This is a genomic window from Paenibacillus aceris, from assembly GCF_017874035.1.
In the GTDB taxonomy this organism is placed as follows: domain Bacteria; phylum Bacillota; class Bacilli; order Paenibacillales; family NBRC-103111; genus Paenibacillus_E; species Paenibacillus_E aceris.
Genome location: NZ_JAGGKV010000021.1, coordinates 25,623 through 48,513, shown reverse-complemented (window position 1 = coordinate 48,513; position 22,891 = coordinate 25,623). Strand labels below are relative to the sequence as shown.

Annotated in this window: 21 protein-coding genes and 1 riboswitch; of the genes, 3 read left to right on the top strand and 18 right to left on the bottom strand. The window is 51.6% G+C overall.

Annotation, left to right across the window (positions count from 1 at the left end; genetic code table 11):
- Positions 1-6 precede the first annotated feature (6 nt).
- Entirely contained in the window at positions 7-1,095 is a 1,089-nt protein-coding gene (locus J2Z65_RS27585) for a DUF3048 domain-containing protein (protein WP_167068831.1), read from the bottom strand.
- Between the two features lie 409 nt (positions 1,096-1,504).
- Here J2Z65_RS27585 and J2Z65_RS27580 point away from each other — a divergent pair, with 409 nt between their 5' ends.
- The gene (locus J2Z65_RS27580; RefSeq protein ID WP_167068834.1) at positions 1,505-1,918 is read left to right on the top strand and encodes a thiol-disulfide oxidoreductase DCC family protein; all 414 of its coding nucleotides are present in this window, start codon (positions 1,505-1,507) and stop codon (positions 1,916-1,918) included.
- A 17-nt stretch (positions 1,919-1,935) separates the two neighbouring features.
- On the opposite strand, the gene J2Z65_RS27575 is transcribed toward J2Z65_RS27580, so the two are convergent.
- Together J2Z65_RS27575 and J2Z65_RS27570 are read right to left on the bottom strand one after the other, a co-directional pair.
- Entirely contained in the window at positions 1,936-2,736 is an 801-nt protein-coding gene (locus tag J2Z65_RS27575) for a DODA-type extradiol aromatic ring-opening family dioxygenase (protein WP_167068837.1), read from the bottom strand.
- Positions 2,737-2,899: 163 nt separating this feature from the next.
- Positions 2,900-3,784, bottom strand: coding sequence for an N-acetylmuramoyl-L-alanine amidase family protein (locus J2Z65_RS27570; protein WP_193581173.1), 885 nt, complete (start codon positions 3,782-3,784; stop codon positions 2,900-2,902).
- A gap of 116 nt (positions 3,785-3,900) precedes the next feature.
- On the opposite strand from J2Z65_RS27570, the gene J2Z65_RS35790 reads away from it, so the two are divergent.
- On the top strand, positions 3,901-4,029 hold the full coding sequence (locus J2Z65_RS35790; protein ID WP_275691095.1) for a hypothetical protein: 129 nt from the start codon (positions 3,901-3,903) through the stop codon (positions 4,027-4,029).
- A gap of 72 nt (positions 4,030-4,101) precedes the next feature.
- Here the strand turns inward: J2Z65_RS35790 and purD are convergent, their stop codons facing one another.
- The 12 genes from purD to purE all read right to left on the bottom strand — a co-directional run bounded on the left by purD (position 4,102) and on the right by purE (position 17,385).
- Entirely contained in the window at positions 4,102-5,361 is a 1,260-nt protein-coding gene (gene purD / locus J2Z65_RS27565; RefSeq protein WP_167068843.1) for a phosphoribosylamine--glycine ligase, read from the bottom strand.
- Positions 5,362-5,433: 72 nt separating this feature from the next.
- Positions 5,434-6,981 carry a bifunctional phosphoribosylaminoimidazolecarboxamide formyltransferase/IMP cyclohydrolase gene (gene purH / locus J2Z65_RS27560; RefSeq protein ID WP_167068845.1) on the bottom strand — a complete coding sequence of 516 codons (1,548 nt, stop codon included), beginning with the start codon at positions 6,979-6,981 and terminating at the stop codon, positions 5,434-5,436.
- A gap of 47 nt (positions 6,982-7,028) precedes the next feature.
- Positions 7,029-7,640 carry a phosphoribosylglycinamide formyltransferase gene (gene purN, locus J2Z65_RS27555; protein WP_167068848.1) on the bottom strand — a complete coding sequence of 204 codons (612 nt, stop codon included), beginning with the start codon at positions 7,638-7,640 and terminating at the stop codon, positions 7,029-7,031.
- Entirely contained in the window at positions 7,640-8,680 is a 1,041-nt protein-coding gene (purM, locus tag J2Z65_RS27550; RefSeq protein ID WP_167068851.1) for a phosphoribosylformylglycinamidine cyclo-ligase, read from the bottom strand. The genes purN and purM overlap by 1 nt, the downstream gene beginning before the upstream one ends.
- A gap of 61 nt (positions 8,681-8,741) precedes the next feature.
- Positions 8,742-10,274 carry an amidophosphoribosyltransferase gene (gene purF, locus J2Z65_RS27545; RefSeq protein WP_167068854.1) on the bottom strand — a complete coding sequence of 511 codons (1,533 nt, stop codon included), beginning with the start codon at positions 10,272-10,274 and terminating at the stop codon, positions 8,742-8,744.
- On the bottom strand, positions 10,259-12,502 hold the full coding sequence (gene purL / locus J2Z65_RS27540; RefSeq protein ID WP_167068857.1) for a phosphoribosylformylglycinamidine synthase subunit PurL: 2,244 nt from the start codon (positions 12,500-12,502) through the stop codon (positions 10,259-10,261). The genes purF and purL overlap by 16 nt, the downstream gene beginning before the upstream one ends.
- Complete coding sequence (gene purQ / locus J2Z65_RS27535; RefSeq protein WP_167068860.1) at positions 12,480-13,175, bottom strand: phosphoribosylformylglycinamidine synthase subunit PurQ; 696 nt, start codon at positions 13,173-13,175, stop codon at positions 12,480-12,482. Before purQ ends, purL begins: the two co-directional genes overlap by 23 nt.
- Before the next feature lie 27 nt (positions 13,176-13,202).
- Positions 13,203-13,442: a phosphoribosylformylglycinamidine synthase subunit PurS gene (gene purS / locus J2Z65_RS27530; protein WP_079414612.1), complete on the bottom strand. Its 240-nt coding sequence runs from the start codon at positions 13,440-13,442 to the stop codon at positions 13,203-13,205.
- A 30-nt stretch (positions 13,443-13,472) separates the two neighbouring features.
- Entirely contained in the window at positions 13,473-14,381 is a 909-nt protein-coding gene (locus J2Z65_RS27525) for a phosphoribosylaminoimidazolesuccinocarboxamide synthase (protein WP_420850892.1), read from the bottom strand.
- A gap of 24 nt (positions 14,382-14,405) precedes the next feature.
- Positions 14,406-15,701: an adenylosuccinate lyase gene (purB, locus tag J2Z65_RS27520; RefSeq protein ID WP_167068863.1), complete on the bottom strand. Its 1,296-nt coding sequence runs from the start codon at positions 15,699-15,701 to the stop codon at positions 14,406-14,408.
- 26 nt (positions 15,702-15,727) lie between these two features.
- The gene (purK, locus tag J2Z65_RS27515; RefSeq protein WP_167068866.1) at positions 15,728-16,903 is read right to left on the bottom strand and encodes a 5-(carboxyamino)imidazole ribonucleotide synthase; all 1,176 of its coding nucleotides are present in this window, start codon (positions 16,901-16,903) and stop codon (positions 15,728-15,730) included.
- Positions 16,900-17,385, bottom strand: a complete 486-nt coding sequence (purE, locus tag J2Z65_RS27510; protein WP_167068869.1) for a 5-(carboxyamino)imidazole ribonucleotide mutase — start codon at positions 17,383-17,385, stop codon at positions 16,900-16,902. Before purE ends, purK begins: the two co-directional genes overlap by 4 nt.
- 136 nt (positions 17,386-17,521) lie before the next feature.
- A riboswitch (purine riboswitch) is annotated at positions 17,522-17,623 on the bottom strand.
- A gap of 308 nt (positions 17,624-17,931) precedes the next feature.
- Here purE and J2Z65_RS27505 point away from each other — a divergent pair.
- Positions 17,932-19,017 carry a stalk domain-containing protein gene (locus J2Z65_RS27505; RefSeq protein ID WP_167068872.1) on the top strand — a complete coding sequence of 362 codons (1,086 nt, stop codon included), beginning with the start codon at positions 17,932-17,934 and terminating at the stop codon, positions 19,015-19,017.
- Between the two features lie 95 nt (positions 19,018-19,112).
- Here the strand turns inward: J2Z65_RS27505 and J2Z65_RS27500 are convergent, their stop codons facing one another.
- The 3 genes from J2Z65_RS27500 to J2Z65_RS35460 all read right to left on the bottom strand — a co-directional run bounded on the left by J2Z65_RS27500 (position 19,113) and on the right by J2Z65_RS35460 (position 22,873).
- Positions 19,113-19,388, bottom strand: a complete 276-nt coding sequence (locus tag J2Z65_RS27500; protein WP_167068875.1) for a Fur family transcriptional regulator — start codon at positions 19,386-19,388, stop codon at positions 19,113-19,115.
- Positions 19,389-19,457: 69 nt separating this feature from the next.
- Positions 19,458-20,927: a catalase gene (locus J2Z65_RS27495; protein WP_193581174.1), complete on the bottom strand. Its 1,470-nt coding sequence runs from the start codon at positions 20,925-20,927 to the stop codon at positions 19,458-19,460.
- Between the two features lie 302 nt (positions 20,928-21,229).
- Positions 21,230-22,873: a pectinesterase family protein gene (locus J2Z65_RS35460; protein WP_240160091.1), complete on the bottom strand. Its 1,644-nt coding sequence runs from the start codon at positions 22,871-22,873 to the stop codon at positions 21,230-21,232.
- Positions 22,874-22,891 lie beyond the last annotated feature (18 nt).

The following is a 22,891-nucleotide window of genomic DNA, read 5'->3' as shown; positions in this document are numbered from 1 at the left end:
TTGTCTTTACTCCATTTTCAGCGCAGTCCCCTCAGGCACGATCTGCACCCACGTGTTGCCCGGCAGCAGCGGCACTTCCTTACCACCTTCCGCGTAGGCGCGGAGCATACCGTTTTTGCGTTCCCAAGTAATCTGCTGGGATTTTCCTTCTTGCAGGATAACGCCTTTCCCGGGTCCGAACACGTCAACCTCTCGTCGACCCTCTTTATCTACAATTTTGTGCTTGCTCTCCAGCACGAGCAGATTTTTGGCCTGCAGCTGTTTGCCGCTCTCCTTGTCAAGATGCGGCTTGCCCTCCATGCTGCGCATGTACACGCCTTCCCCAGCATTGTATTCATAGGAGACGAAATACCCTTGAAGATATGGAATGAGGATGTAATGCACGGCAGCACCGGTAAGCTTACTTTGACCATCATCCTTGGCAAAAGTAAGCAGCGGTCCGTTCCACTCGGTGCGGAATTTACGCGCTTCGGCGCCCTGCTTCATTTTATCCACAGAGGTATAGAGATTGTGCGGGGCTTTGCGATCCGTCGAGCGCCAGTAGTAGGCTCCATCGCCATAGACCTCATCGAGATGAGCCAGCTTGCGGCCCGCCATCATGTCCATCGCTTCCTGGCTCCAACCGGCATGGACGATAACGGCATCGAGCGCGTCGCCGATCTCTACAAAATAAGGCCGGATGCTTCGCACAGGACCGATCGCTGTGGCCTCGTGGCTTTGGAACACGGAGACGAATCTAGTAATCTCGCCCTCTGCGAGAATCTCGTAGACGATGTCCGCTTGGTCCAGGCCGGTTTGGGGTCTGGCTTGCGGAGCATTTTCAACCATAACCATGAAAGGTCGGCTCTTCACTTCTTTGGCGGAAGGAAGCCCGGTCAGCGGGAATTTATAGGGCTGCTCCGTCTCCACGGCTGTGTTGGCAGGCTTAGTGGCAGGCGTTGGCGTTGGAGCTGCTGTTGCTGCTGCGGTGTCAGGGCTCGTCGTTGGCAAGGAAGCAGGCGTATCGCTGCAGCCAACAATGGTTATGACAGAGCAGCCAAGGACGAGCCAGGCGCTGAGGGATCTTTTGCGACGGGATAGGGACAATGATTTCATCAATAGGCACCTCTTCTCTTCTTCTATTGTTCTATGAAATGTATATGCTAGGCAAGAGAGATGTAGAAGTTCTTTTGCGTGGGAGGGCATTCACAGCCTGCATGCTGTATAAATTCAACGATTGCATCAGGCCGAATCCACACCCTGCATACTTCACACGTTGGATGATTCACGGTAATTAGCTATAGTAGAGGGAGCAGCAGGCAAGTGGTAAACTGAATAAAAGATATGTAAAGCACAGAAATAGTTGAAGTGTCCACACTTTCATGCTGAGACGGCCAAAAAGGCTCTCTCACACGTACAAAAGTAGCTATACCTCATTGAGAAATACTAAAAAGACGTCTCACGTCCTGCACTTGTTGAAATTTCAATATTAGGCACGTTTAACTCTATAAGGAGGCATCGCCTCATGACCACGCCAACCGACGACAAAGCCGTTATTCTGTTCGACGGCGTCTGCAACTTGTGCAGCGGAGCTGTGCAGTTCATTCTGCGGAATGACCCGAAGGGCCATTTCCGCTTCGCATCTTTGCAGTCTGCTGCCGGGCAAAAGCTGCTCGAGCAGCACAAGCTGCCCACGGACAACATCAGCACGATTGTGCTGATCGAGGGCGGGCGCGCCTACACCCGCTCGACAGCGGCGCTGCGCATTGCCCGGCGGCTGCGCGGCGCATACCCGCTGGCGTATGCGGCCATCGTCATTCCGGCTACGCTGCGGAATCTCGCCTACGCCTACGTCGCGCGTAACCGCTATCGCTGGTTCGGCAAGGCGGAACACTGCATGCTGCCGAAGCCGGAGTTCAAGCAGCGATTTCTGGAGTAGCACCACGCCGGCATGGACTACTCCAGAAATCGCTGCGGCTTTTTCATGCCGCCGAACATCCAGCAGCATAAGCTGAGCGCTCCCATTTGGAAGCTGTGATGCAGCAGCTTCGCGCGGCGCGCGCCATCTGCCGCACCAAACGCAAGCAGCAATGGCGCAAAATGCTCCGGCGTCGGCACCGCCTCCGCAGCATAAGGTGCTCTTTCGTCGTATCTCACAATCGCTTCGAGATTCCACGTTTCGAGCTGCTCCGCCAGCCACTCATCGAACTCCACCGCCCACAGCTGCGGCACCGGATTATTCCGGTCCAAGCGGTGCAAATTATGCACGGTGCCTCCACTGCCCAGGATGAGAACATCCTCTTCTCGCAAGGAGCCTAGCGCAGCACCGATGCGATAATGCTCCTCCGCCGTCAACTTCGGATTCACCGAGAGCGCCACTACGGGAATCTGCGCATCCGGGTACATGATGTAGAGAGGTGCCCAAGCCCCGTGATCCATCCCGCGCTCGTCATCCAACTCACAGTGTATACCTTCCTCTTGAAACAACTGCTGGACATGCAAACTCAGCGTCAAATCACCTTTCGCTGGGTATTTAATGTTATAAAGCTTTTCCGAGTATCCCAAAAAATCATAGATAGTCTCCGGATGGATGGACGAGCTGATTTTCTGCAAAGGACTTTCCCAGTACGCGCTGAATATTACGATGGCTTTGGGGCGAGGTATGCTCTTCGCCAGCTTCTGCAGAAACTCGGTGTACGCATGCTGCTCAATCGCCAGACTTGGTGTCCCATGCGCAATAAAAAAAGCTGGTAGCATAGCGAATCACTCCCTCATTTGGATTGGAAACTTTTTACCAATATACTACATTATTCTCTTCAAAACGAAAATAAAACCCAATAAATGATCGTCATCCTCGTGGTCCACATTTTGATTTCACAATTCGCCTTACGGCAAAAAAGCCGCCCATGGCAGGCGGCCCCTATTTCTTATTCAAATACTGTTCAATACCATCCGCAATACCTACGGCTAGCTTCTTCTGGTACTCGGCAGCAGACAACCGCTCATCTTCTTCCGGATTGGTCATGAAACCAAGTTCGACCAGTACGACCGGTACCTTGGACCAGTTAAAGCCGGATAGATCGCTGCGCGCCGACAGCCCTCTGCCAGACGACGTCCCCGTCTTTGCCGTTAGCTCATCCGCAATGAAGCCGGCAGCCTGCTTGCTTGCCGCTGCAATCGGTTTAACCGCGGCCAACGAAGCAGATGGGTACAAGACCGAAAATCCGCTGGTTTTCGGCGAACTGTCCCCATCCGCGTGAATGCGCACGACCAGCGCAGCTCCAGCTTCATTCGCCATATCCGCACGCTGCTTATTGGAGATATCGACCTCGTGCGTCTCACGGGTCATCGCAACCTCAATGCCTCGGCTCACCAGCTCGGCTTTGATTAACAGCGAAACCTCCAGATTGAGCACGTATTCCGGTTTTTTCGTTCGCACGCCAACGGTGCCGGAACTGACCTTGGGCTTCATCTCCCGCGTATCCGGGCCTACGGCCTCGGGCGCGTTGTTGCCGTGACGCTGATGCCCCGGGTCCAGCATCACCAGCTTGTGCGCCACAGCCAGCGATTCCACAAGCTCTGGCTCTGGTGCCAACTCCTGCACCGCTGCCAACGTCGGCTCAGCTGTCGGCGCAACTGCCGCAGCTGCCGGCGGCACGCTTACAGCCGGCGATTCCACCGCCGACAAGCTAATCGCTTGCCCCTCAACAGCAGCCTGCTCACCGCCACAAGCAGCCAGCAAACCAACCAGCAAGACCAACACACCCATGGCAGCTAGCCGCATCACCCTTTTTCCCACAAACATCACACCATTCCCTCTCTGTATCTCGGCGCTTTCACCTGCTCCATTCGTTTCCCATGCATGAAACGCACAACGGCTGCCAAAACTATTCTAAAGGCAAAACCCAAGGAGGCAATCGCATGAACACCCTCTGGAACTTTATCGTGAATCACTGGATATCGCTCGCGCTCATCATCGGCGTACTCCTGGCCATCTGGTATGAGTACAAAAACAAGGACAAATATATCCGAGGCGGGAGAGATAAGTAACGGCCCCCTTCCCCCTACACAAAGCAAAAACACAGCCCTTTCCCGCAAGAAAGAAACTGTGTTTTTTCATTTCTATTTTAAAGCCTTCATTGCAATATCCGTCCGATAGTGCTTCCCTTCAAAATGAATCCGGTCCGCATCCGCATAAGCTTTCTGACGAGCTTCGATAATATCTTTCCCGATGCCGGTGATGCCCAGAACGCGTCCGCCGTTGGTGACGATCTGCCCGTTCTCCAACGCGGTTCCTGCGTGGAACACCAAGGAATCCTGCACGTTCTCAAGTCCTGTAATCGGCAACCCTTTCGGATAAGGGCCCGGATAACCGCCGGAAGCCACGATCACACAAACCGCCGCATCCTCGCTCCACTCGATTGGCTGCTCAGCCAACGTTCCGTTGTTGATAGCAAGGAAAATATCAAGCAAATCTGTTTTGAGGCGAGGCAAAATCACCTGTGTCTCCGGATCGCCGAAGCGCGCGTTGAACTCGATCGTTTTCACGCCATTCGGAGTCAAAATCAAACCCGCATACAGCACGCCCTTGAACGGTCGGCCCTCTTTGACCATCGCATCAGCAGTTGGCTGAACGATGTTCACAAGCGCTTCCTGCACGATGGACTCTGGGATATGCGGCAGCGGGGAGTAAGTGCCCATTCCGCCCGTATTCGGCCCTTTGTCGTTATCGAACACAGGCTTATGATCCTGCGAAGGTACCATCAAACGAACGGTCGAACCATCCACGAAAGCAAGCAGTGACATCTCTTGCCCGGTCAAGAACTCCTCAATCACGACGCTCGCGCCGGATTTACCGAATACTTGATCCACCATAATATCGCGAAGCGCCGCTTCCGCTTCTTCCATCGTTTGCGCTACAGTAACGCCTTTACCTGCAGCCAAGCCATCGGCTTTGATAACGATTGGCGCTTTTTGCGAACGCAAGTAGGCCAGCGCCGGCTCATACGCGTCAAAAGTTTCATAAGCCGCCGTAGGAATGTTGTATTTTTTCAGGAGCTCCTTCATAAATACTTTGCTTCCTTCGATAATCGCGGCATTTGCGCGAGGACCGAACGCTTCGATCCCTTTGGACTCCAAGTGGTCCACAAGGCCTGCAGCCAACGGATCGTCAGGAGCTACCATAACTAAATCAATCGCCTGCTCCTTCGCAAACGTGCTGATCTCTTCGAATTGCAGTTCCGTAATCGGCACACATTCCGCCAACCCCGCAATGCCGCCGTTCCCCGGTGCGCAGAAAAGCTTGCTGATTTTCGGGCTTTTGCTCAGTGCCCATACAATGGCATGCTCGCGCCCGCCTCGTCCAATTACTAATACACGCATCTCTTTGTCACCAGTCCCTTTCATGGGGAATGCCCACGGTCCGCACTCGAATCGTGAGCATTCTCAGTTGTTTTAGTGTTTGAAGTGACGAACGCCCGTCATGACCATCGCGATTCCGTTCTCGTTCGCTACGCGAATGGACTCTTCGTCTTTGATCGATCCACCCGGTTGGATAACTGCTGTAATGCCTGCTTTCGCAGCCATTTCAAGCGTGTCGCCCATTGGGAAGAAAGCATCGGAGGAAAGAACAGCGCCTTTCGACTTGTCGCCCGCTTGCTCAATCGCAATTTTAGCTGCACCGACACGGTTCATTTGCCCCGCGCCTACACCAACCGTCATGTCGTCAGCAACGAGTACGATAGCGTTAGATTTAACGTGCTTAACTACTTTCCATGCGAAAAGCAGCTGCTTCATTTCTTCTTCAGTAGGCTGACGCTCGGAAACAACCTTCAGATCAGCTTCAGTCAGTTGGTAAGCATCGCTGTCTTGTACGAGCATGCCGCCCTCAACTGTTGTAATGACTGGCTCCGCCTTGCGGCCAGCAACTGTATCTAAGCCGACTACTTTCAGTAGACGGATATTTTTCTTTTTAGAAAGGATATCAAGCGCTTCCGGTGTAAAATCAGGCGCAATGACGATTTCCAGGAAAATCTCATGCAGCAATTGCGCTGTAGCTTCATCAACCGTACGGTTCGCAGCTACGATACCACCGAAGATGGACGTAGGGTCAGCGGCATACGCTTTTTGGTACGCTTCAAGAACGCTCGTACCGATACCAACTCCGCAAGGATTCATGTGCTTAACCGCAACAACGGCAGGCTCGCTGAATTCTTTAACGATTTGAAGCGCTGTGTTAGCGTCATTGATGTTGTTGTAGGAAAGCTCTTTGCCGTGAAGCTGTTCAGCCGTTGTAATGTTGCCGGCAGCTGCATTCGGCTTGCGATAGAAAGCCGCGCTTTGATGCGGGTTCTCTCCGTAGCGAAGCTCCTGCATTTTCTCGTAAGTTACCGTGTAACGCTCTGGGTAAGGCTCGCCCATTTGTTTGGACAAGTAGTCAGCAATCAAAGCATCGTATGAGCCTGTGTGACGGAACACTTTGGCCGCAAGTTGTTTGCGCGTTTCAAGTGTTGTATCGCCAGTCTCTTGGACTTCTTCCAGCACCTTTGCATAGTCGGCAGCGTCGACAACAACGGATACGAACGCATGGTTTTTAGCTGCTGAGCGAAGCATGGTCGGCCCGCCGATATCAATGTTTTCGATGGCGTCCTCGTAAGAGACATTCGGCTTCGCAATCGTCTCAGCAAAAGGATACAAATTCACGACAACCAGATCAATATAATCAAGACCGAGCTTTTTCATGCTCGCTTGGTGCTCTTCGTTGTCACGAACCGCCAACAGACCGCTGTGAACAGCCGGATGCAGCGTTTTGACACGGCCATCCATGATCTCAGGGAAGCCTGTAACCTCGGAAATACCGATAACCGGCACCCCTTTATCCTTCAACAAACTTTGCGTACCGCCAGTAGATATAATCTCAACGCCCAGCTTCGCCAACTCGCTCGCAAACTCAACGATCCCCGTCTTGTCGGACACGCTGATCAGTGCTCTTTTGATTGCCACGATTCTTCCTCCCAGAAAATGAATTTGTATATTTAACGTGGTAAAACCTACAGCCGCACGCCCACCCTGCGGCCATCCAACCTCACGCGATCCTCGCGCAGCCAGCGAATCACCTGCGGCAGCAGCAAGTGCTCAGCCGCATGAATCCGCTCTGCAAGCGATTCCGCCGTTTCGTGCTCGTGGATCTCCACGGCACGCTGCGCAATAATCGGGCCGGAGTCCAGCCCGCCGTCCACGAAGTGCACGGTCACGCCGGTTTGCTTCACGCCATAGTCAACGGCCTGCTCAATCGCGCGCACGCCCGGAAAGGACGGCAGCAGCGATGGATGGATGTTGATCATCCGGCCGAAAAACGGCTCAACCAGCACATTCGTAATAATACGCATGTAGCCTGCCATCACAACCAGATCAACCTGGCGGTCTTGCAGCTCCTTCAAAATAAGAGCCTCGTAAGCCTCGCGATTTGCATATTCCTTTGGACGGAACGCGAACACAGGCACTTTCGCTTCCTTGGCACGCTCCACCACGTAAGCCTGCGGACGGTCACAGACAAGAAGCTCGATGCTGACATCAAGCTTCTCCTTCTGTACCTGATCCACGATCGCTTGGAAATTCGAGCCGCTGCCCGAAGCAAAGATCGCTATTCGATAAGGCTGCATTACACCACAGCTCCTTGGAACGTTACAACACGCTCGCCTTCAGTAACAACGCCCAGACGGTAAACTTTCTCGCCTTGCGCTTCCGCTGCAGCAATCGCCTTCTCCGCATCGTCTGCATTCACGATAATAACCATCCCGATCCCCATGTTAAACGTGCGGAACATATCATTGTTCGAAATGCCGCCCTCACGCTGCATCAAAGAGAAGATCGGCAGAATCGGCCATGAGCCGTACTGGATATCCACGTTCACGCCGTCAGGCAGTACGCGCGGAATATTTTCGATAAAACCGCCGCCTGTAATATGCGCCATGCCTTTGATTGCCACGTCTTCCAGCATCGCCAGAATCGGCTTCACATACAGCTTAGTTGGCTCTAGCAGAACGTTGCCAAGCTTATCGCCCAGTTCATCCACATGCCCTTGAAGCGTGTACCCTTTCTCTTCCAGCAAAAGCCTGCGCACAAGAGAGAACCCGTTACTGTGCACACCGCTTGAAGCCAGACCCAATACTACGTCTCCAGGACGGATTGTCGTACCGTCGATGATCTTTTTCTTGTCGACGATTCCAACCGTAAAGCCGGCAATGTCATACTCCCCTTGTGCATACATGCCCGGCATTTCCGCCGTTTCGCCGCCGATCAGTGAGCAGCCAGACTGCGCACAACCGTCAGCGATCCCTTTGATAATAGCTTCAATTTTCTCTGGAACTACTTTGTCACAAGCAAGATAGTCAAGGAAGAAGAGCGGCTCAGCGCCTTGAACAATAATATCGTTCACACACATCGCAACCGCGTCGATCCCGATCGTATCATGCTTATCCATTGCAAAAGCAATCTTCAGCTTCGTGCCCACGCCGTCCGTTCCAGATACAAGCACAGGCTCCTCATACTTGTCTTTGTTCAAGCTGAACAGCCCGCCGAAGCCGCCGAGGTCAGTTAACACTTCAGGACGGAAAGTCCGTTTGACGTGTTTTTTCATCCGTTCTACTGCTTCGTTACCTGCCGCGATATCGACTCCGGCCTTTTTGTAAGCATCCGACACTTCGCAACCACTCCTTATATTTGTCTATATATATTGGGAGGCCCGAAGCCTCCCCTATCCTTTAATCGCAAGCACAACCAACCTTCGTAACATCCACGATTTCCGTCGGGTACGTATTATCGAAGCAAGCCGTACAGTAACCGCTATTCGTTCCGGCCGATCCTTGACCGATGGAATCCAATAGCCCTTCTTTGGTCAGAAAATGCAGAGAATCCGCATTGATCGCTTTGCGAATTTCCTCGATAGAGTTCATCGCGGCGATCAGCTCTTTCCGATCCGGTGTATCAATGCCGTAGTAGCATGGGTTCATGAAAGGCGGCGAAGAGATCCGCACGTGCACTTCCGTTGCGCCGGCTTCTCTAAGCAAGTTAACAATTCTTAAGGACGTTGTCCCGCGAACGATGGAATCATCGATCATGACAACACGTTTGCCTTCGACCACTTTGCGAACGGCGCTCAACTTCATTTTGACACCTTGCTCACGCAGCTCTTGGCTTGGAATGATGAACGTCCGGCCCGTGTAGCGGTTCTTGATCAGACCCAGCTCATAAGGGATACCCGTTTGTTCTGCAAAACCGATCGCCGCAGAGATACTCGAATCCGGCACGCCTGTCACTACATCGGCATCGACGAAAGCTTCCATCGCCAACTTTTTACCCATTCGTTTACGTGCGGAGTGAATGTTTACGGTATCGATGTCGCTGTCCGGACGAGCAAAGTAGATATATTCCATCGCACAAATTGCGCGCCGGCCGCTCTCCGTGAACTGCTCGGAACGGAAGCCGTCGCGATCCAGCACAATGAGCTCGCCTGGCTGTACATCACGGAAATAAGTAGCCCCCACCGCATCGAATGCGCATGACTCGGACGCGAACAAGTAAGAATCGCCGAGACGGCCGATCATGAACGGACGCAATCCGTTAGGATCCAGCGCAGCAATCATTTTATCTTTGGTAATGATCAGGAAGGCAAATCCGCCGATGACTTGCGTCAAAGCGTCTTTGACCGCATCCACGATATCGTCATGCTCCGAACGGGCAATCAGATGCGCCAGAACTTCCGTGTCGCTGGTCGTTTGGAAAATCGATCCCTTACGTTCAAGTTCACGCTTGATAATGTTGGCATTATCGAGGTTACCGTTCGTCGCAATCGCAAGATCGCCCTCCCGATATTTGAACACGAGCGGCTGTGCGTTCGCCAGCTTGCTTTCGCCTGCAGTCGAATACCGAACATGCGCAATCGCTGTGGAACCTGTCAGAGGTGACAAATTCTCACCCGTAAACACCTCTTTGGCAAGGCCCATCCCGCGGTAGTAGTTAAACTTGCCATCTTCAACCGTACAGATACCGGCGCTCTCCTGTCCACGGTGCTGCAGGGCATGAAGCCCATAGTAGCACAGAGAAGAAGCTTCGGGATGACCATACACCCCGAACACACCGCACTCTTCATTCAGCTTATCAAACAACCCGCCATGGCCGCCTACACCTTCGTTGAAGTACTCCCCTGTCCAAAGCTCATGCTGCTGATCCCCCAGGTTAACCAGGGGAGCCGCAGGAAGCTTTAGGGCCTTGGATTGTTTTATGCCATTAGACATGGAATCGCATCCTTCCAGACTTTCGCCAGCTCGCTTACCGGAGACTGGAGACGCTGTTCGTTGTTGATTTTGACGGTCAATTCTGTACCTGTTACTGTTCCGATTTCTTGATAAGGCACGCCTTGCGAAGCAACCCAGTGCTTAAGAGCGTCTGCTTTATCCGGGGAAGCACTCAGCAAAATACGGGATTGGGATTCGCTGAACAATGCGAAATCAGCACGAAGCTCGGAAGCTACGTTAACTTCAGCGCCTAGACGGCCGCTGATGCAGCTCTCTGCCAAAGCAACGGCCAAGCCGCCTTCGGACAAGTCATGTGCAGAAGCGACAAGACCTTCTTGGATCGCTTTAAGCACTGTGTTTTGCAGACGTTTTTCCACCGCCAGATCAAGCTCAGGTGGACGTCCTTCGGTTACGCCGTGAATCACATATTGGAATTCGCTGCCGCCGAGCTCCGCTTTGGTCTCGCCTAGCAGGATGATGATGTCGCCTTCTTTTTTGAAGCTTTGCGTCGTGATGTGGTCGATGTCGTGCACCAGACCAACCATCCCGATAACCGGAGTCGGGTAGATTGCGCCTTTGGCGTTCTCATTGTAAAGAGAAACGTTACCGCCGATAACCGGCGTATCCAAGTAGCGGCAAGCTTCCGCCATACCGTCTGTGGATTTCTCCAGCTGCCAGAAGATCTCTGGCTTGTCCGGGCTTCCGAAGTTCAGGTTGTCCGTAACGGCAAGCGGCTCGGCACCGGAGCAGACAACGTTACGCGCTGCTTCGGAAACGGCGATCCGTCCGCCAACTTCCGGATCCAGATACACATAGCGTCCGTTGCAGTCGGTAGTCATCGCAAGACCTTTGCGCGTGCCGCGAATGGTCACAACCGCTGCATCCGAACCCGGACGCACAGCTGTATCCGTACGAACCATGTGGTCATACTGGTTGTAAACCCACTCTTTGCTCGCTACCGTCGGGGACGCGAGCACCGATTTCAGCGCATCCGTCAGCTTCGTTACCTCTGGGTAACGCGTCGTATCGATCGCTGCGCTTGCTTCATAATAAGCCGGAACCTTGCTCGGCTTATTGTAAACCGGGCACTCGTCGACGAGTGCGCCTACTGGCATGTTCCCCACGACTTCACCGTGGTGGATCAGCTTCAGGTAACCGTCATCGGTTACCTTACCGACTTTCGCGCAGTGCAGACCCCAGCGCTCGAAAATACCTTTCGCTTGCGCCTCATGCTTCGGCTCAACAACGAAAAGCATGCGCTCTTGCGATTCGGACAGCATCATTTCATAAGCTGTCATGCCTTCTTCGCGCTGCGGAACTTCATCCAGGTAAAGCTCCATGCCGTTGCCGGCTTTACTTGCCATTTCAGCGCTGGAGCAGGTAAGACCTGCAGCGCCCATATCTTGAATTCCGAGCACGATGCCGGAATTGATTAACTCTAAGCACGCTTCCAGGACGAGCTTTTCCATGAACGGATCGCCCACTTGTACTGCTGGGCGCTTCGCTTCGGACTCAGCCGTCAACTCCTCGGATGCGAATGTCGCACCGTGGATACCGTCGCGGCCTGTTGCCGGACCGACGTAGAAGACAGGGTTGCCTACACCTTTGGCAACACCGCGTTGAATTTTGTCGTGGTCGATAAGACCCACGCACATGGCGTTAACGAGCGGATTACCTTCGTAGCTCTCGTCGAACATCACTTCGCCGCCAACTGTCGGAATCCCGATACAGTTCCCGTAACCAGCGATACCGGATACAACGTGCTCGAACAGGTATTTCACGCGGTCATTTTGCAGCTTGCCGAAACGCAATGAGTTTAATAAAGCCACCGGGCGTGCGCCCATGGAGAAAATATCACGAATAATACCGCCCACACCTGTCGCCGCGCCTTGGTAAGGCTCGATCGCTGAAGGGTGGTTATGACTTTCAATTTTGAAAACAACCGCTTGGTTGTCCCCGATATCTACGATCCCTGCGCCTTCGCCTGGTCCCATCAGAACGCGAGGTCCTGTAACTGGGAATTTGCGAAGCACCGGCTTGGAGTTTTTGTAAGAGCAATGCTCGGACCACATAACGCTGAATACGCCGATCTCCACATAGTTCGGATTACGTCCAAGGAAGCCGCAAATTTTGGCAAACTCTTCGTCCGTTACGCCCATTTGCTTGTAAATTTTCTGTTCCGCGATTTGTTCGGCTGTTGGTTCCTTAGCGGATAGCTGCTGCGTCATGTTTTTCCCTCCAAGCGCTTAGAATTGATGTAAACATTTTTTTGCCGTCTGCGGAGCCCAAAATCTCATGAATGGCGCGTTCCGGATGGGGCATCATACCTACAACATTGCCTGCTTTGTTGCTAATTCCGGCAATATCGTCAACCGATCCGTTCGGGTTAGCCCCTGCTTCATAACGGAAAACGATTTGATTGTTTTCTTGCAGTTCTTTCAGTGTAGCATCGTCACAGTAGTAGTTGCCTTCCCCGTGTGCGATCGGAATATTGATAAGCTCACCTTCTGCGTAATCACGCGTGAAGGCCGTTGTGTTGTTTTCCACTTTCAAAACCGTTTGGTGGCAGCGGAATTTCATGCCGTTATTGCGCAGCAAAGCGCCTGGCAGCAATTTAGCTTCCGTCAATACTTGGAATCCATTACAAATACCTAGAATGTATTTGCCTTCTTCCGCAGCTTTAGCTACAGCTTTCATCACATTCGTAAATTGCGCAATCGCTCCGCAGCGCAGGTAATCTCCATAAGAGAATCCGCCCGGCACGAGGATGCAATCGTATTTGGACAAATCGTCCGCCGTATGCCACACATAATCAACCGGTTGTCCGATCGTGTCCTCAACTGCTTTGTAGCAGTCGATGTCACAGTTCGATCCCGGAAATACAAGAACCGCAAAATTCATGACGCTTCCTCCCTCTCCTGGTCTCTATTACGCCAACTCGTAGCGGTAGTCTTCGATAACAGTGTTCGCCAGCAACTTCTCGCACATTGCTTTCACGCGCGCTTCCGCTTCTGCTTTATCCGTTGTTCCAAGCTCTAACTCCAAATATTTCCCGATGCGCACTTTACCAACTTCCTCAAAACCCATGGAGTGAAGCGCTCCTTGCACCGCTGTTCCTTGAACATCCAAAACGTTCTGCTTAATCGTTACGTAGACCGTTGCTTTCATTTTCTATTCTCCTCCTCGTATGTGCTTGCTCTAATTTTCTGAATCGACTAAACGGTGCAAAATCTCTTTGTATCGGTTCGAAGTCTCTTCCACGACAGATGCTGGAAGCTCATCCGGCTCGCTGTTTTTATCCCAACCAGAACCCGCCAAGTACGTACGGACAGGCTCTTTGTCCATGGAATCAATCTCAATATCCAAAGCATATTTATCTTCCGACCAATAACGTGAGGAATCCGGCGTGAAAATTTCATCAATAATAATCAGTTCACCTGCATAAAAACCGAATTCAAACTTCGTATCCGCTAAAATAATGCCTTTTCTCTCACAAATCGAATGAGCTAGCGTATACAACATAATGCTGCGCTCTTGCAGCGCGTAAGTTAGCTCTTCGCCAACCAGCTCAATCATTTGTTCGATAGAGATGTCCTCGTCATGTCCGACATCATTTTTCGCCGCCGGCGTGAAAATAGGGTCTTGCAGACGTTGGTTTTTCCGAAGTCCTTCAGGCAGCTTGCGGCCGTTGATCTCGCCTGTTTTCTCGTACTGTCTCCAGCCGTTGCCTGTGATGTACCCGCGGACGACGCACTCGATCGAGATGCGCTCTGCTTTTTTCGCGACAATAATACGTTCTTTCAGAAGCTCTCTCGCATCCGCATCCGGGATAATATCGTGAAGCTGTTCAACATCCGTGTGAACGATATGATTGCTCATATAGCCGCTCGTCACGCCAAACCAGTATTTGCTCAGTGCATTGAGAACGTACCCTTTGTCCGGAACACCCGGCTTCAGAATGTAATCAAAGGCCGAAATCCGATCCGTTACCACGATCAAGAAGTTTTCACCCAAGTCATACAGTTCACGTACTTTCCCTTTGTGTACCAGAGGTGCCTTAACGAGCTCAACCGCTGAATCAAGGATTTTACCTGTCACAGACAACACTACCCTTCTCTCCCAAAGTTCCTGCTATTTCAAACCTAAACGGTCAAAGATCGTAGCAACATGCTTCAAATGCCAGCTTGGATCAAAGCAATCCGCAATTTCAGCCGGGCTCAAAGCTTCCGTGATCACCGACGCGCTCTCAACGATTTCGCGGAAAGAACGCTGCTCTTCCCACGCTTGCATCGCTCTTGGCTGAACGGTATCGTATGCTTGCTCGCGGGAGAAGCCTTTGTCGATCAGCTTCGTCATAACGCGGCCGGAGAAAGGCACATCGTACGTGCTGCGCATATTGCGTTTCATGTTCTCAGGGAACACCGTCAAGTTTTTGATGATATTGCCAAGACGGTTCAGCATGTAGTTCAGCAATTGTGTTGCATCCGGAAGGATCACACGCTCAACGGAGGAGTGCGAAATGTCGCGCTCATGCCAAAGCGTCACGTTTTCGTAAGCGGAAATCATATGCCCGCGAATGACACGGGACAGACCGGAAATGCTCTCGCAACCAATCGGATTGCGTTTGTGCGGCATCGCAGAGGAACCTTTTTGACCTTTTGCAAAAGGCTCTTCCACCTCGCGGAATTCACTCTTTTGTAGGGCGCGAATTTCTGTCGCGAATTTGTCCAGGGATGTTGCAACCAAGGCCAGAGTAGCCATGTACTCAGCATGACGGTCACGCTGCAGTGTTTGTGTGGAAATTGGAGCTGCTTTCGTGCCGAGCTTCTCGCAGACATATTGCTCTACGAACGGATCGATGTTCGCGTATGTGCCTACTGCCCCGGAGATTTTACCGAATTGTACGCCATCAGCGGCAAAACGGAAACGCTCCAGGTTACGTTTCATTTCCTCGTACCAAAGCGCCATTTTGAGTCCAAACGTCGTCGGCTCTGCATGCACGCCATGCGTTCTGCCCATCATGGCTGTATCTCTATGTTCAATCGCTTTATTGCGAAGGATTTCAATGAAGTTTTGAATATCTTTGTCCAAAATCTCGTTCGCTTGTCTCAGCAAGTAACCAAGTGCCGTATCTACAACGTCCGTTGAAGTTAAACCGTAATGTACCCATTTGCGCTCAGGCCCCAATGTCTCGGATACCGCTCTTGTAAAAGCAATAACGTCATGACGAGTCTCTTGCTCGATCTCGTAAATGCGGTCGATGTTGAAGCTTGCGTTTTCGCGCAGCACTTTCACATCTTCTTTCGGGATTACGCCTAGCTCAGCCCATGCCTCGCAGGATAGAATTTCAACTTCAAGCCATGCTTGAAACTTATTTTGCTCAGTCCAGATGCTCGCCATTTCGGGGCGCGTATAACGTTCGATCATTTTGCCGTTCCTCCATTAATTATCATTTACTTACTTTCCCAAATCCGTGTGCGTTCTATCCAAGTCAGTGCGTTCTGCACATCACTTGTCAGCAAATTGATGTGTCCCATCTTGCGTTTCTCTTTCGCTTCCTTCTTCCCGTACAGATGAACCTTGGCGCTAACACCTAAGTTCGTATCCTCCAAGAAGCCGGGTTGGTCGATTAGACCGTTAAGCGGTTCGATATGCTCGCCAAGCAAATTCACCATAACGACTGGTGATAAGAGCTCCGTCGAACCTAACGGCAAGTTGCATATCGCTCGAACATGCTGCTCGAACTGCGACGTGCGGCACGCTTCCATCGTGTAATGACCGGAATTGTGCGGACGCGGCGCAAGCTCGTTGACGTAAAGCTGACCGTCCTTTGTGAGGAACAGCTCTACGGCGATCAATCCGATCACGCCAAGTCCTTCGGCGATTCGCGTCGCCAGCTTCTCGGCTTCCTGCTGAACATCCGATGGGATGCGGGCAGGTACGATGGATTGATGCAGGATGTTATGTACATGTATGTTTTCCGCTGCAGGGAACGCCTTCACCTCACCGCGAGGACTTCTTGCTGCAATGACGGATAATTCTTTATCAAAATGAATGAATTGTTCGAGAACGAGCTCGGTTTTTGCCCGGCTCAGCGTATCGTAGGCTTCTTCCACTTCATCTATAGAGCGGATAACCCATTGGCCTTTGCCGTCGTAACCGCCGGTTGCCGTTTTGAGCACGCAAGGTGTGCCAAACTTCTCTACCGCTTCCTTCAGCTCAGCCGCGCTCTTCACTTCCGCATATGGAGCTACAGGAACGCCAGCTGCTTCAATCGCTTTCTTTTCACGAAGACGATGCTGGGTCGTGTATAAAAGCTCGCTTCCTTGAGGAACATACGACTCATTCATTAGAATGCTTGTAACGTGGGCATCCACGTTTTCAAATTCGTAAGTGATCACATCGGATAGGGCCGCCAGCTTACGCGCCGCTTCCACATCGTCGAAATTCGCTTGAATTTGTTCATCCGCGACTTGACCGCAAGGTGCATCCTCCGTCGGATCCAGCGTTACGAAGCGATACCCCATGTTGCGACCGGCCAAGGCCAGCATGCGGCCTAACTGCCCGCCGCCCAAGACGCCGATGGTGCCGCCAGGCTTGATGACCTTACCACCTGCTGTGTCTGTCATAACAGGTCACTGCTTTCCATCACTGTCTGCGCGACGCGTTCACGGCGTGCTCTGACCTTCGCTTGCAGTTCAGGATCGAAAGCGCCCAGGATTTGCGCTGCCAGAAGGCCTGCATTCGTTGCGCCCGCATGTCCGATCGCGACCGTCGCAACCGGAATGCCGCCCGGCATTTGCACGATCGAAAGCAAGGAATCAAGACCGTTCAGCGTCGACGTTTTGACTGGAACACCAATAACCGGAAGCTCCGTTTTGGCTGCTACCATTCCTGGTAGATGCGCCGCCCCGCCTGCTCCGGCGATAATGACTTGAATGCCGCGGCCTGCCGCTGCGGCTGCATATTCGAACATCAGATCCGGTGTTCTGTGTGCGGAAACAACCTTTTTCTCAAAAGGCACTCCCAGCTCTTCCAACATGTCGCATGCGTGCTTCATCGTTTCCCAATCCGACTGGCTTCCCATTATGACACCAACACGTACCGTCATCACTAACCCACTCTCTATTGTATGGTAAATATGATAAAACCCTCTAAACCAAAAAATGCCCAGAGCTAGAATACATGATTCTATCCGCTGGACAGCAAAAGAACCGAATGCAAAAAGACCATCATCTTCCTATGGTTCCCCTCATTCGCTTCCTCGTAGTCCAAAAATTCATGGTTTTTGGGTAGAAACTTTCAGGCCTTATCCCTGATTTTATACGAGTTGATTCGACATTTTCAATTAGTGCGGCTTCATTTCCCGCTTCCCTAGTTTACTACCAACTGACGTGTGATGTCAATTTCAAAAAACGAACGATTTTCGGATGTTTCTTTTATATAGTTCGTTTTTTGCTGTTTTTTTCACCATAAACAACCATTTGAGACATTCTTTCTGTTTTCACCCTCACACTGGCGTTATGCTTGTTCGTTATTCGGGTATATATAAGGAAGGCCATTCTAACTTTTTTCGACAAAACCGAAGGATCCTGCAAACTTTTTGAATTACTTGTCGTCTAACTAACTAGATGAAAATCATGAAGGAGCGAGTTGAATGACAAAGAAGACGTTCACAGTAAGAATCGCTTTGGCTGCCGCATTGTTAGCGGGATTTTCCAGTTCAGCCATCCTGCCGCAGGCGAGCGTTTATGCGGAAACATACAGTACAGATTTTGAGGTTACATTGGCCCCTCTGAAAATTCAGATCGGTGACAAACTGCTGGATGTTCCCGGCGGCAAATCGAAGGAAGGCGACACTTATGTCGGCCTTGCTTTTCTCAGTAAACAGTTGGGCTTAGCTACTTCGTGGGATGAGAAGACCAAGACAGTCACTGTCAGCGGACCTAATAAGACCATGAGTATGCATAATCAAAGCACGGAGTTTTCGCTCAACGATCATAAGTTTTACGCGCCTCTGCCTCCTGTTATCATTGACGGTACTACGTATTTGCCGCTGCGCTTTCTTCTGGAGCAGATGGGCTACAAGATCGGATATAACGATGAAAGCCATGTCGTGACGATCGACAAAATCCAGGAGAACGAGCTTAAACTAACGAACAAGTCCGAGTCGCAGACGAAAAGCGATAATCGGCGTATTACCCTGCAGTATCCGCAGATCGAGGGCTGGGCTAATTCGGCTGCTAGTGCGCAAATCAATGCCTTCCTCCAAGCGGAGGTAGAGAAATATAAAGCGGCAGCCATTCAGCAATTAAACGATCTTACCGAGGTGATCGGCAGTACGGAGCCTGATTTCCCCAATACGTTCGATGTGAATTACAAGATTACTTACAATCAGGACCATAAGCTTAGCCTCTATTTTATTGTTTACACCTTTTCGGGCGGTGCGCACGGGTTCTATACCTGGGATTCCCACACGTTCGATCTCGATACGGGAAATGAGCTGAGCCTTAAGCAAGTAGTTTCCAATAACCCTAACTACAAAAATATCATCAATCAAGCGATTAAGAAGCAATTGAAAGAACAGGATTATGAACTTATTGAGCCGTTTGAATCCATCCGTAACGACCAGGGCTTTTATTTGAAAGATGACACGGTTGTCGTCTATTTCGGCTTATACGAGTACGCCCCTTACGCGCTGGGTATTCTGGAGTTTCCGATTCCGTTGTCTGCTTTTAAGTAAGATATAGCAAAAGCGCCCCATCAACTACGCGAGGCTTGATCCTCTTTGTAGCGGATGGGGCGCTTTTTTGTGGACTTTTGTTTAGCTGCTCATGCTCATGAGCTTAACGCGGCTTCATACCGCATGGAGCTTCCGATCATGGCCAGCTCCTTCACCAAACCCAGCTGCTTGAACACATGCAGAGAACTGTTCACTGTCATCGCATTGATTGTCGGATATTTGACGATTAACGCTTCACAAATCTCTTTGACCGTTGTGTAACTGCCTTGGTCATATAAAAATTCCAATAACGCCCGCCGCTGCGGAGTTAAAGGGATGTTTTTGGCGCGCATCCGCTGCAGCGCTTGGTTCAGATCATGCTTTGCCATCATGGAAACCTCCTCTGCGAATTATGATCTATGTTTACTGATCTATGACTAATGTCGCGCGTGTGTGCGTTCTTATCGGCTCAAATGCTGCAAGTAACCGGAAATATCTACGTTTAGGCCAGCTGCAAGGGCCTCTCCCAGCTTGGCGTCGGCGCGATAGAAATTACAGATCGCCAGCAGCTTCGATTTCTCATGAACGGTAGAGAGGTCACCGACCAGATTGGAAATGAAATTCGCCTGCTCCTGCTCGCTGAAGCTGCGGAAGGTGTCTCCGGCTTGGGCAAAATCATTCGTTTTGGCTATTTTTTGCCGGGCTGCGCTGCCACTGAGCGGCATGGAGCTGTCGCGGAACGCAGGAGCCTCTTTGGGTGCTTCGGCATGACGAGTCGGCTCGTAGTTCACGCTGCCGGACTGCGGCTTCATTTGCATAGCGCCGTCGCGCTGATTGTTCTGTACCGCAGCATAAGGGCAGTTGACCGGAATTTGCAGGTAGTTGGCGCCCAGCCGGTGTCTTTGCGTGTCGGGGTAGGAAAACAGACGCCCTTGCAGCAATTTATCTTCGGACGGCTCGATGCCGGCAACCAGCACACTTGGAGCGAAAGCAGCCTGCTCGACCCCCGCGAAAAAGTTCTGTGGATTGCGGTTCAGCGTCATCGTGCCTACTTTGTGCAAAGGAAAGATGTCTTCCGGCCAGATTTTCGTTGGATCCAGCGGATCGAAATCGTACGCATCTAGATCCTCCGGCTGAAGCAGTTGTACATGCAGATCCCATTTCGGGAAGTTGCCGTTTGCGATAGCGTCATACAAATCTCTCGTCGCATGGCTAAAATCTTCCCCTTGCACGGCGGATGCCTCCGCTTTAGTCAAATTGCGCACGCCTTGATGCGGCTTCCAATGATATTTCACATACACGTAATTGCCAACGGAGTTTATCCATTTGAAAGCGTGAACGCCAAAACCGTTCATCTCCCTGTAGTTAGCCGGCGTGCCGTAATCCGAGAAAACCCAAGTCAGCATATGCGTGGATTCCGGCGTGAGCGACATGAAATCCCAATAGCGGTCCGGTGTCTGAACATTCGTGTCAGGCGCCGGCTTCAAGGAATGCACCATATCCGGAAACTTCATCGCGTCGCGAATGAAAAATACAGGAAGATTATTGCCGACCAAGTCGTAATTGCCTTCTTCCGTATAAAATTTGACCGCGAACCCGCGCGGGTCACGCGCTGTCTCTGGTGAGCTCTGCCCGTGAATAACCGTAGAGAAGCGGACGAATACTGGTGTTTCTTTGCCCGCTTCGCCGAGGAACGCAGCTTTGGTGTAGCGGTTCATCGCATGTTCAACCTTAAACGTGCCGAAGGCTCCCGCTCCGCGCGCATGCACAACGCGCTCCGGAATACGTTCCCGGTCGAAATGAGCAATTTTCTCAAGCAGATGATAGTCCTCCAGAAGTGTGGGGCCATTCTGTCCTGCCGTTCTTGAGTTCTGATTGTCGCCTACCGGCGCGCCTTGGTTGGTCGTTAAGTAATTGTGGTTTTGAGTCATGTATCTGATCGCCTCCTCATGCAATAATAACTTCTTATTTATAATCATTATAATATAGTATTCATTTTATTTTAAATGATAATGATTGTCAATGACCTCTTTACATGGAATTTCTCCCGTTAATATAAGGGATTTACACAGAAACGAATGTAATGAACCAATTTAACAGGAGATTTTCCAGTTAACTGCCTAATAACTGCCAAACGTCCTAGAAATAACAGGAGATTCCCTGCTATTTCAATCAACAAAAAAAAGCCGACAACCCCAACCGCACACGCGATTGAAGCCATCGGCTTTCACAGCTATTCCTGCATCAACCCTGCAAGTGGCAGGTCTAGCTCTTTTATGCCCTCAACAATTAAACGAGCGATTTCCATCGCGCCCGCTTCCGAGAAGTGCGTGTCATCCATCACGCCGTCCGGATAGTTGCCATGTTCCCCCGTCCTTAGCCAGAGGAACAGCGCTTTGGTCCGCTCTGCACCATAGGACAGAAAGAGCTGCTTGCTCTTCTCGGCCAAATCAATAAGCGGAACTTCCAATTCCTCGGCCAACCGTTTGACCGAAGCTGGATACTCCCCGTGCGTATCGGTAAAGCGCCCCTGTTCGTCGAAGCTGCGTCTCTGCACGGAAGTAATCAGAATAGGCAGAGCCCCCCTGGCCCGAGCCCCTTCCACATACTGCCGCAGATGATCCAAATAACTTGTGTGCGGGTCTGTGTGTCTTGCTTCATCCGGCTTCTGATCGTTATGACCGAACTGAATAAAGAGGTAATCACCAGGCTGAATCCTGCTCCAGATGGCTGCCAATCGTCCTTCAGCAATAAAGCTTTTGGAACTTCTGCCTGAAGCGGCTGCATTGCAAACAGTCACACCGCTGCCAAACCAGCGCTCCAACACCTGCCCCCAGCCCATGCGCGGATAGATGGAAGCCGCATAATTGGACATTGTGGAATCCCCTGCCAAGTAGAGAGTCACACGCCGATCAGCCAATGCCGCCCGTGGATTCCATCTATCCCGACCTGCCAGAATACGGTCAACGTCAAGCGCCTCCGCTTCCTGCTCCGTAAGCTGCTTAGACCAATCCACACGCTCACCGATATCCGCGCCAGGCCCAATATTCCCATACTCTGCGAAAGCAAGTGCCTCCACACTTTCCCGCTCGTTCCATCGGTCCCAGCCTGCCTTCTTCACATGCGGGCCCAACCAGCAGCGCACGAAAGCCACCTTCGCGTAATTCCGCCAAGGCCTTCCAAGCCCGACAGATTCAATAGGTGCTTCTCCCGTCAGCTTGCAGCCAATAAATACATATCCGTACTGAACATCTTCTGGCGTGGACGCAGCTGTCACCCAGCCTTTGCCGGAAGATACAATCTCGCAATCCAGAAATACCGCTGTTGCCGAGCCGAAAATAAAATCAACATCGCCTCGAATATAGCAGCGCTCATAGTACTGCCGCACTGGGCGCGGCGGTATGCCGTCACGCGGCCCCCCGAAGCTGGAACGATCTCGCGGTTTTGGCGGCAGCGGTCCCGTAAACAACGTATCTTGATGCCCAAGGAACCGGCAATCCCGGAAGGAGATTTTGTCCCCGTCCACATAGGCAGCCAAGGCTTGTCCGACCTCTTCCCCTTTTCCTGCAGTATTCTCGAAAGTGACCCGCTCAATCGAGACATCATCCGCACCAATCAAGGCCGTATAGGAATGAAAGGTGTGATACGGCTCGCCACTCAGAAACAGCTTTTTCGCATAATCACAGTTAGTGATAATCGTCGTCTCTGCCGACTCCCCAATCAGTCTGATGCGCGGCTTCGTGATATGCAGCTTTTCTTCATATACACCGCTTCTCACGTAAATGACCGTTTCTTCCGTCCTCTCATCGGCAATGCTATCGATGGCCTCCTGAATACGGACAAAATCGGCGCTTCCATCAGCGGCTACAATGATCATCGGTTATCGTCCTTTCTT

Coding starts and splice junctions, on each gene's coding strand:
- J2Z65_RS35790 (WP_275691095.1), top strand. CDS start 3,901: ATGAACACCCTCTGGAACTTTATCGTGAATCACTGGATATCGCTCGCG.
- J2Z65_RS27575 (WP_167068837.1), bottom strand. CDS start 2,736: ATGCTACCAGCTTTTTTTATTGCGCATGGGACACCAAGTCTGGCGATT.
- J2Z65_RS27585 (WP_167068831.1), bottom strand. CDS start 1,095: ATGAAATCATTGTCCCTATCCCGTCGCAAAAGATCCCTCAGCGCCTGG.
- J2Z65_RS27505 (WP_167068872.1), top strand. CDS start 17,932: ATGACAAAGAAGACGTTCACAGTAAGAATCGCTTTGGCTGCCGCATTG.
- purE (WP_167068869.1), bottom strand. CDS start 17,385: ATGACGGTACGTGTTGGTGTCATAATGGGAAGCCAGTCGGATTGGGAA.
- J2Z65_RS27580 (WP_167068834.1), top strand. CDS start 1,505: ATGACCACGCCAACCGACGACAAAGCCGTTATTCTGTTCGACGGCGTC.
- purF (WP_167068854.1), bottom strand. CDS start 10,274: ATGTCTAATGGCATAAAACAATCCAAGGCCCTAAAGCTTCCTGCGGCT.
- J2Z65_RS27500 (WP_167068875.1), bottom strand. CDS start 19,388: ATGATGGCAAAGCATGATCTGAACCAAGCGCTGCAGCGGATGCGCGCC.
- purL (WP_167068857.1), bottom strand. CDS start 12,502: ATGACGCAGCAGCTATCCGCTAAGGAACCAACAGCCGAACAAATCGCG.
- purD (WP_167068843.1), bottom strand. CDS start 5,361: ATGCGTGTATTAGTAATTGGACGAGGCGGGCGCGAGCATGCCATTGTA.
- purQ (WP_167068860.1), bottom strand. CDS start 13,175: ATGAATTTTGCGGTTCTTGTATTTCCGGGATCGAACTGTGACATCGAC.
- J2Z65_RS35460 (WP_240160091.1), bottom strand. CDS start 22,873: ATGATCATTGTAGCCGCTGATGGAAGCGCCGATTTTGTCCGTATTCAG.
- purS (WP_079414612.1), bottom strand. CDS start 13,442: ATGAAAGCAACGGTCTACGTAACGATTAAGCAGAACGTTTTGGATGTT.
- purK (WP_167068866.1), bottom strand. CDS start 16,903: ATGACAGACACAGCAGGTGGTAAGGTCATCAAGCCTGGCGGCACCATC.
- purN (WP_167068848.1), bottom strand. CDS start 7,640: ATGCAGCCTTATCGAATAGCGATCTTTGCTTCGGGCAGCGGCTCGAAT.
- purB (WP_167068863.1), bottom strand. CDS start 15,701: ATGATCGAACGTTATACGCGCCCCGAAATGGCGAGCATCTGGACTGAG.
- J2Z65_RS27570 (WP_193581173.1), bottom strand. CDS start 3,784: ATGTTTGTGGGAAAAAGGGTGATGCGGCTAGCTGCCATGGGTGTGTTG.
- J2Z65_RS27495 (WP_193581174.1), bottom strand. CDS start 20,927: ATGACTCAAAACCACAATTACTTAACGACCAACCAAGGCGCGCCGGTA.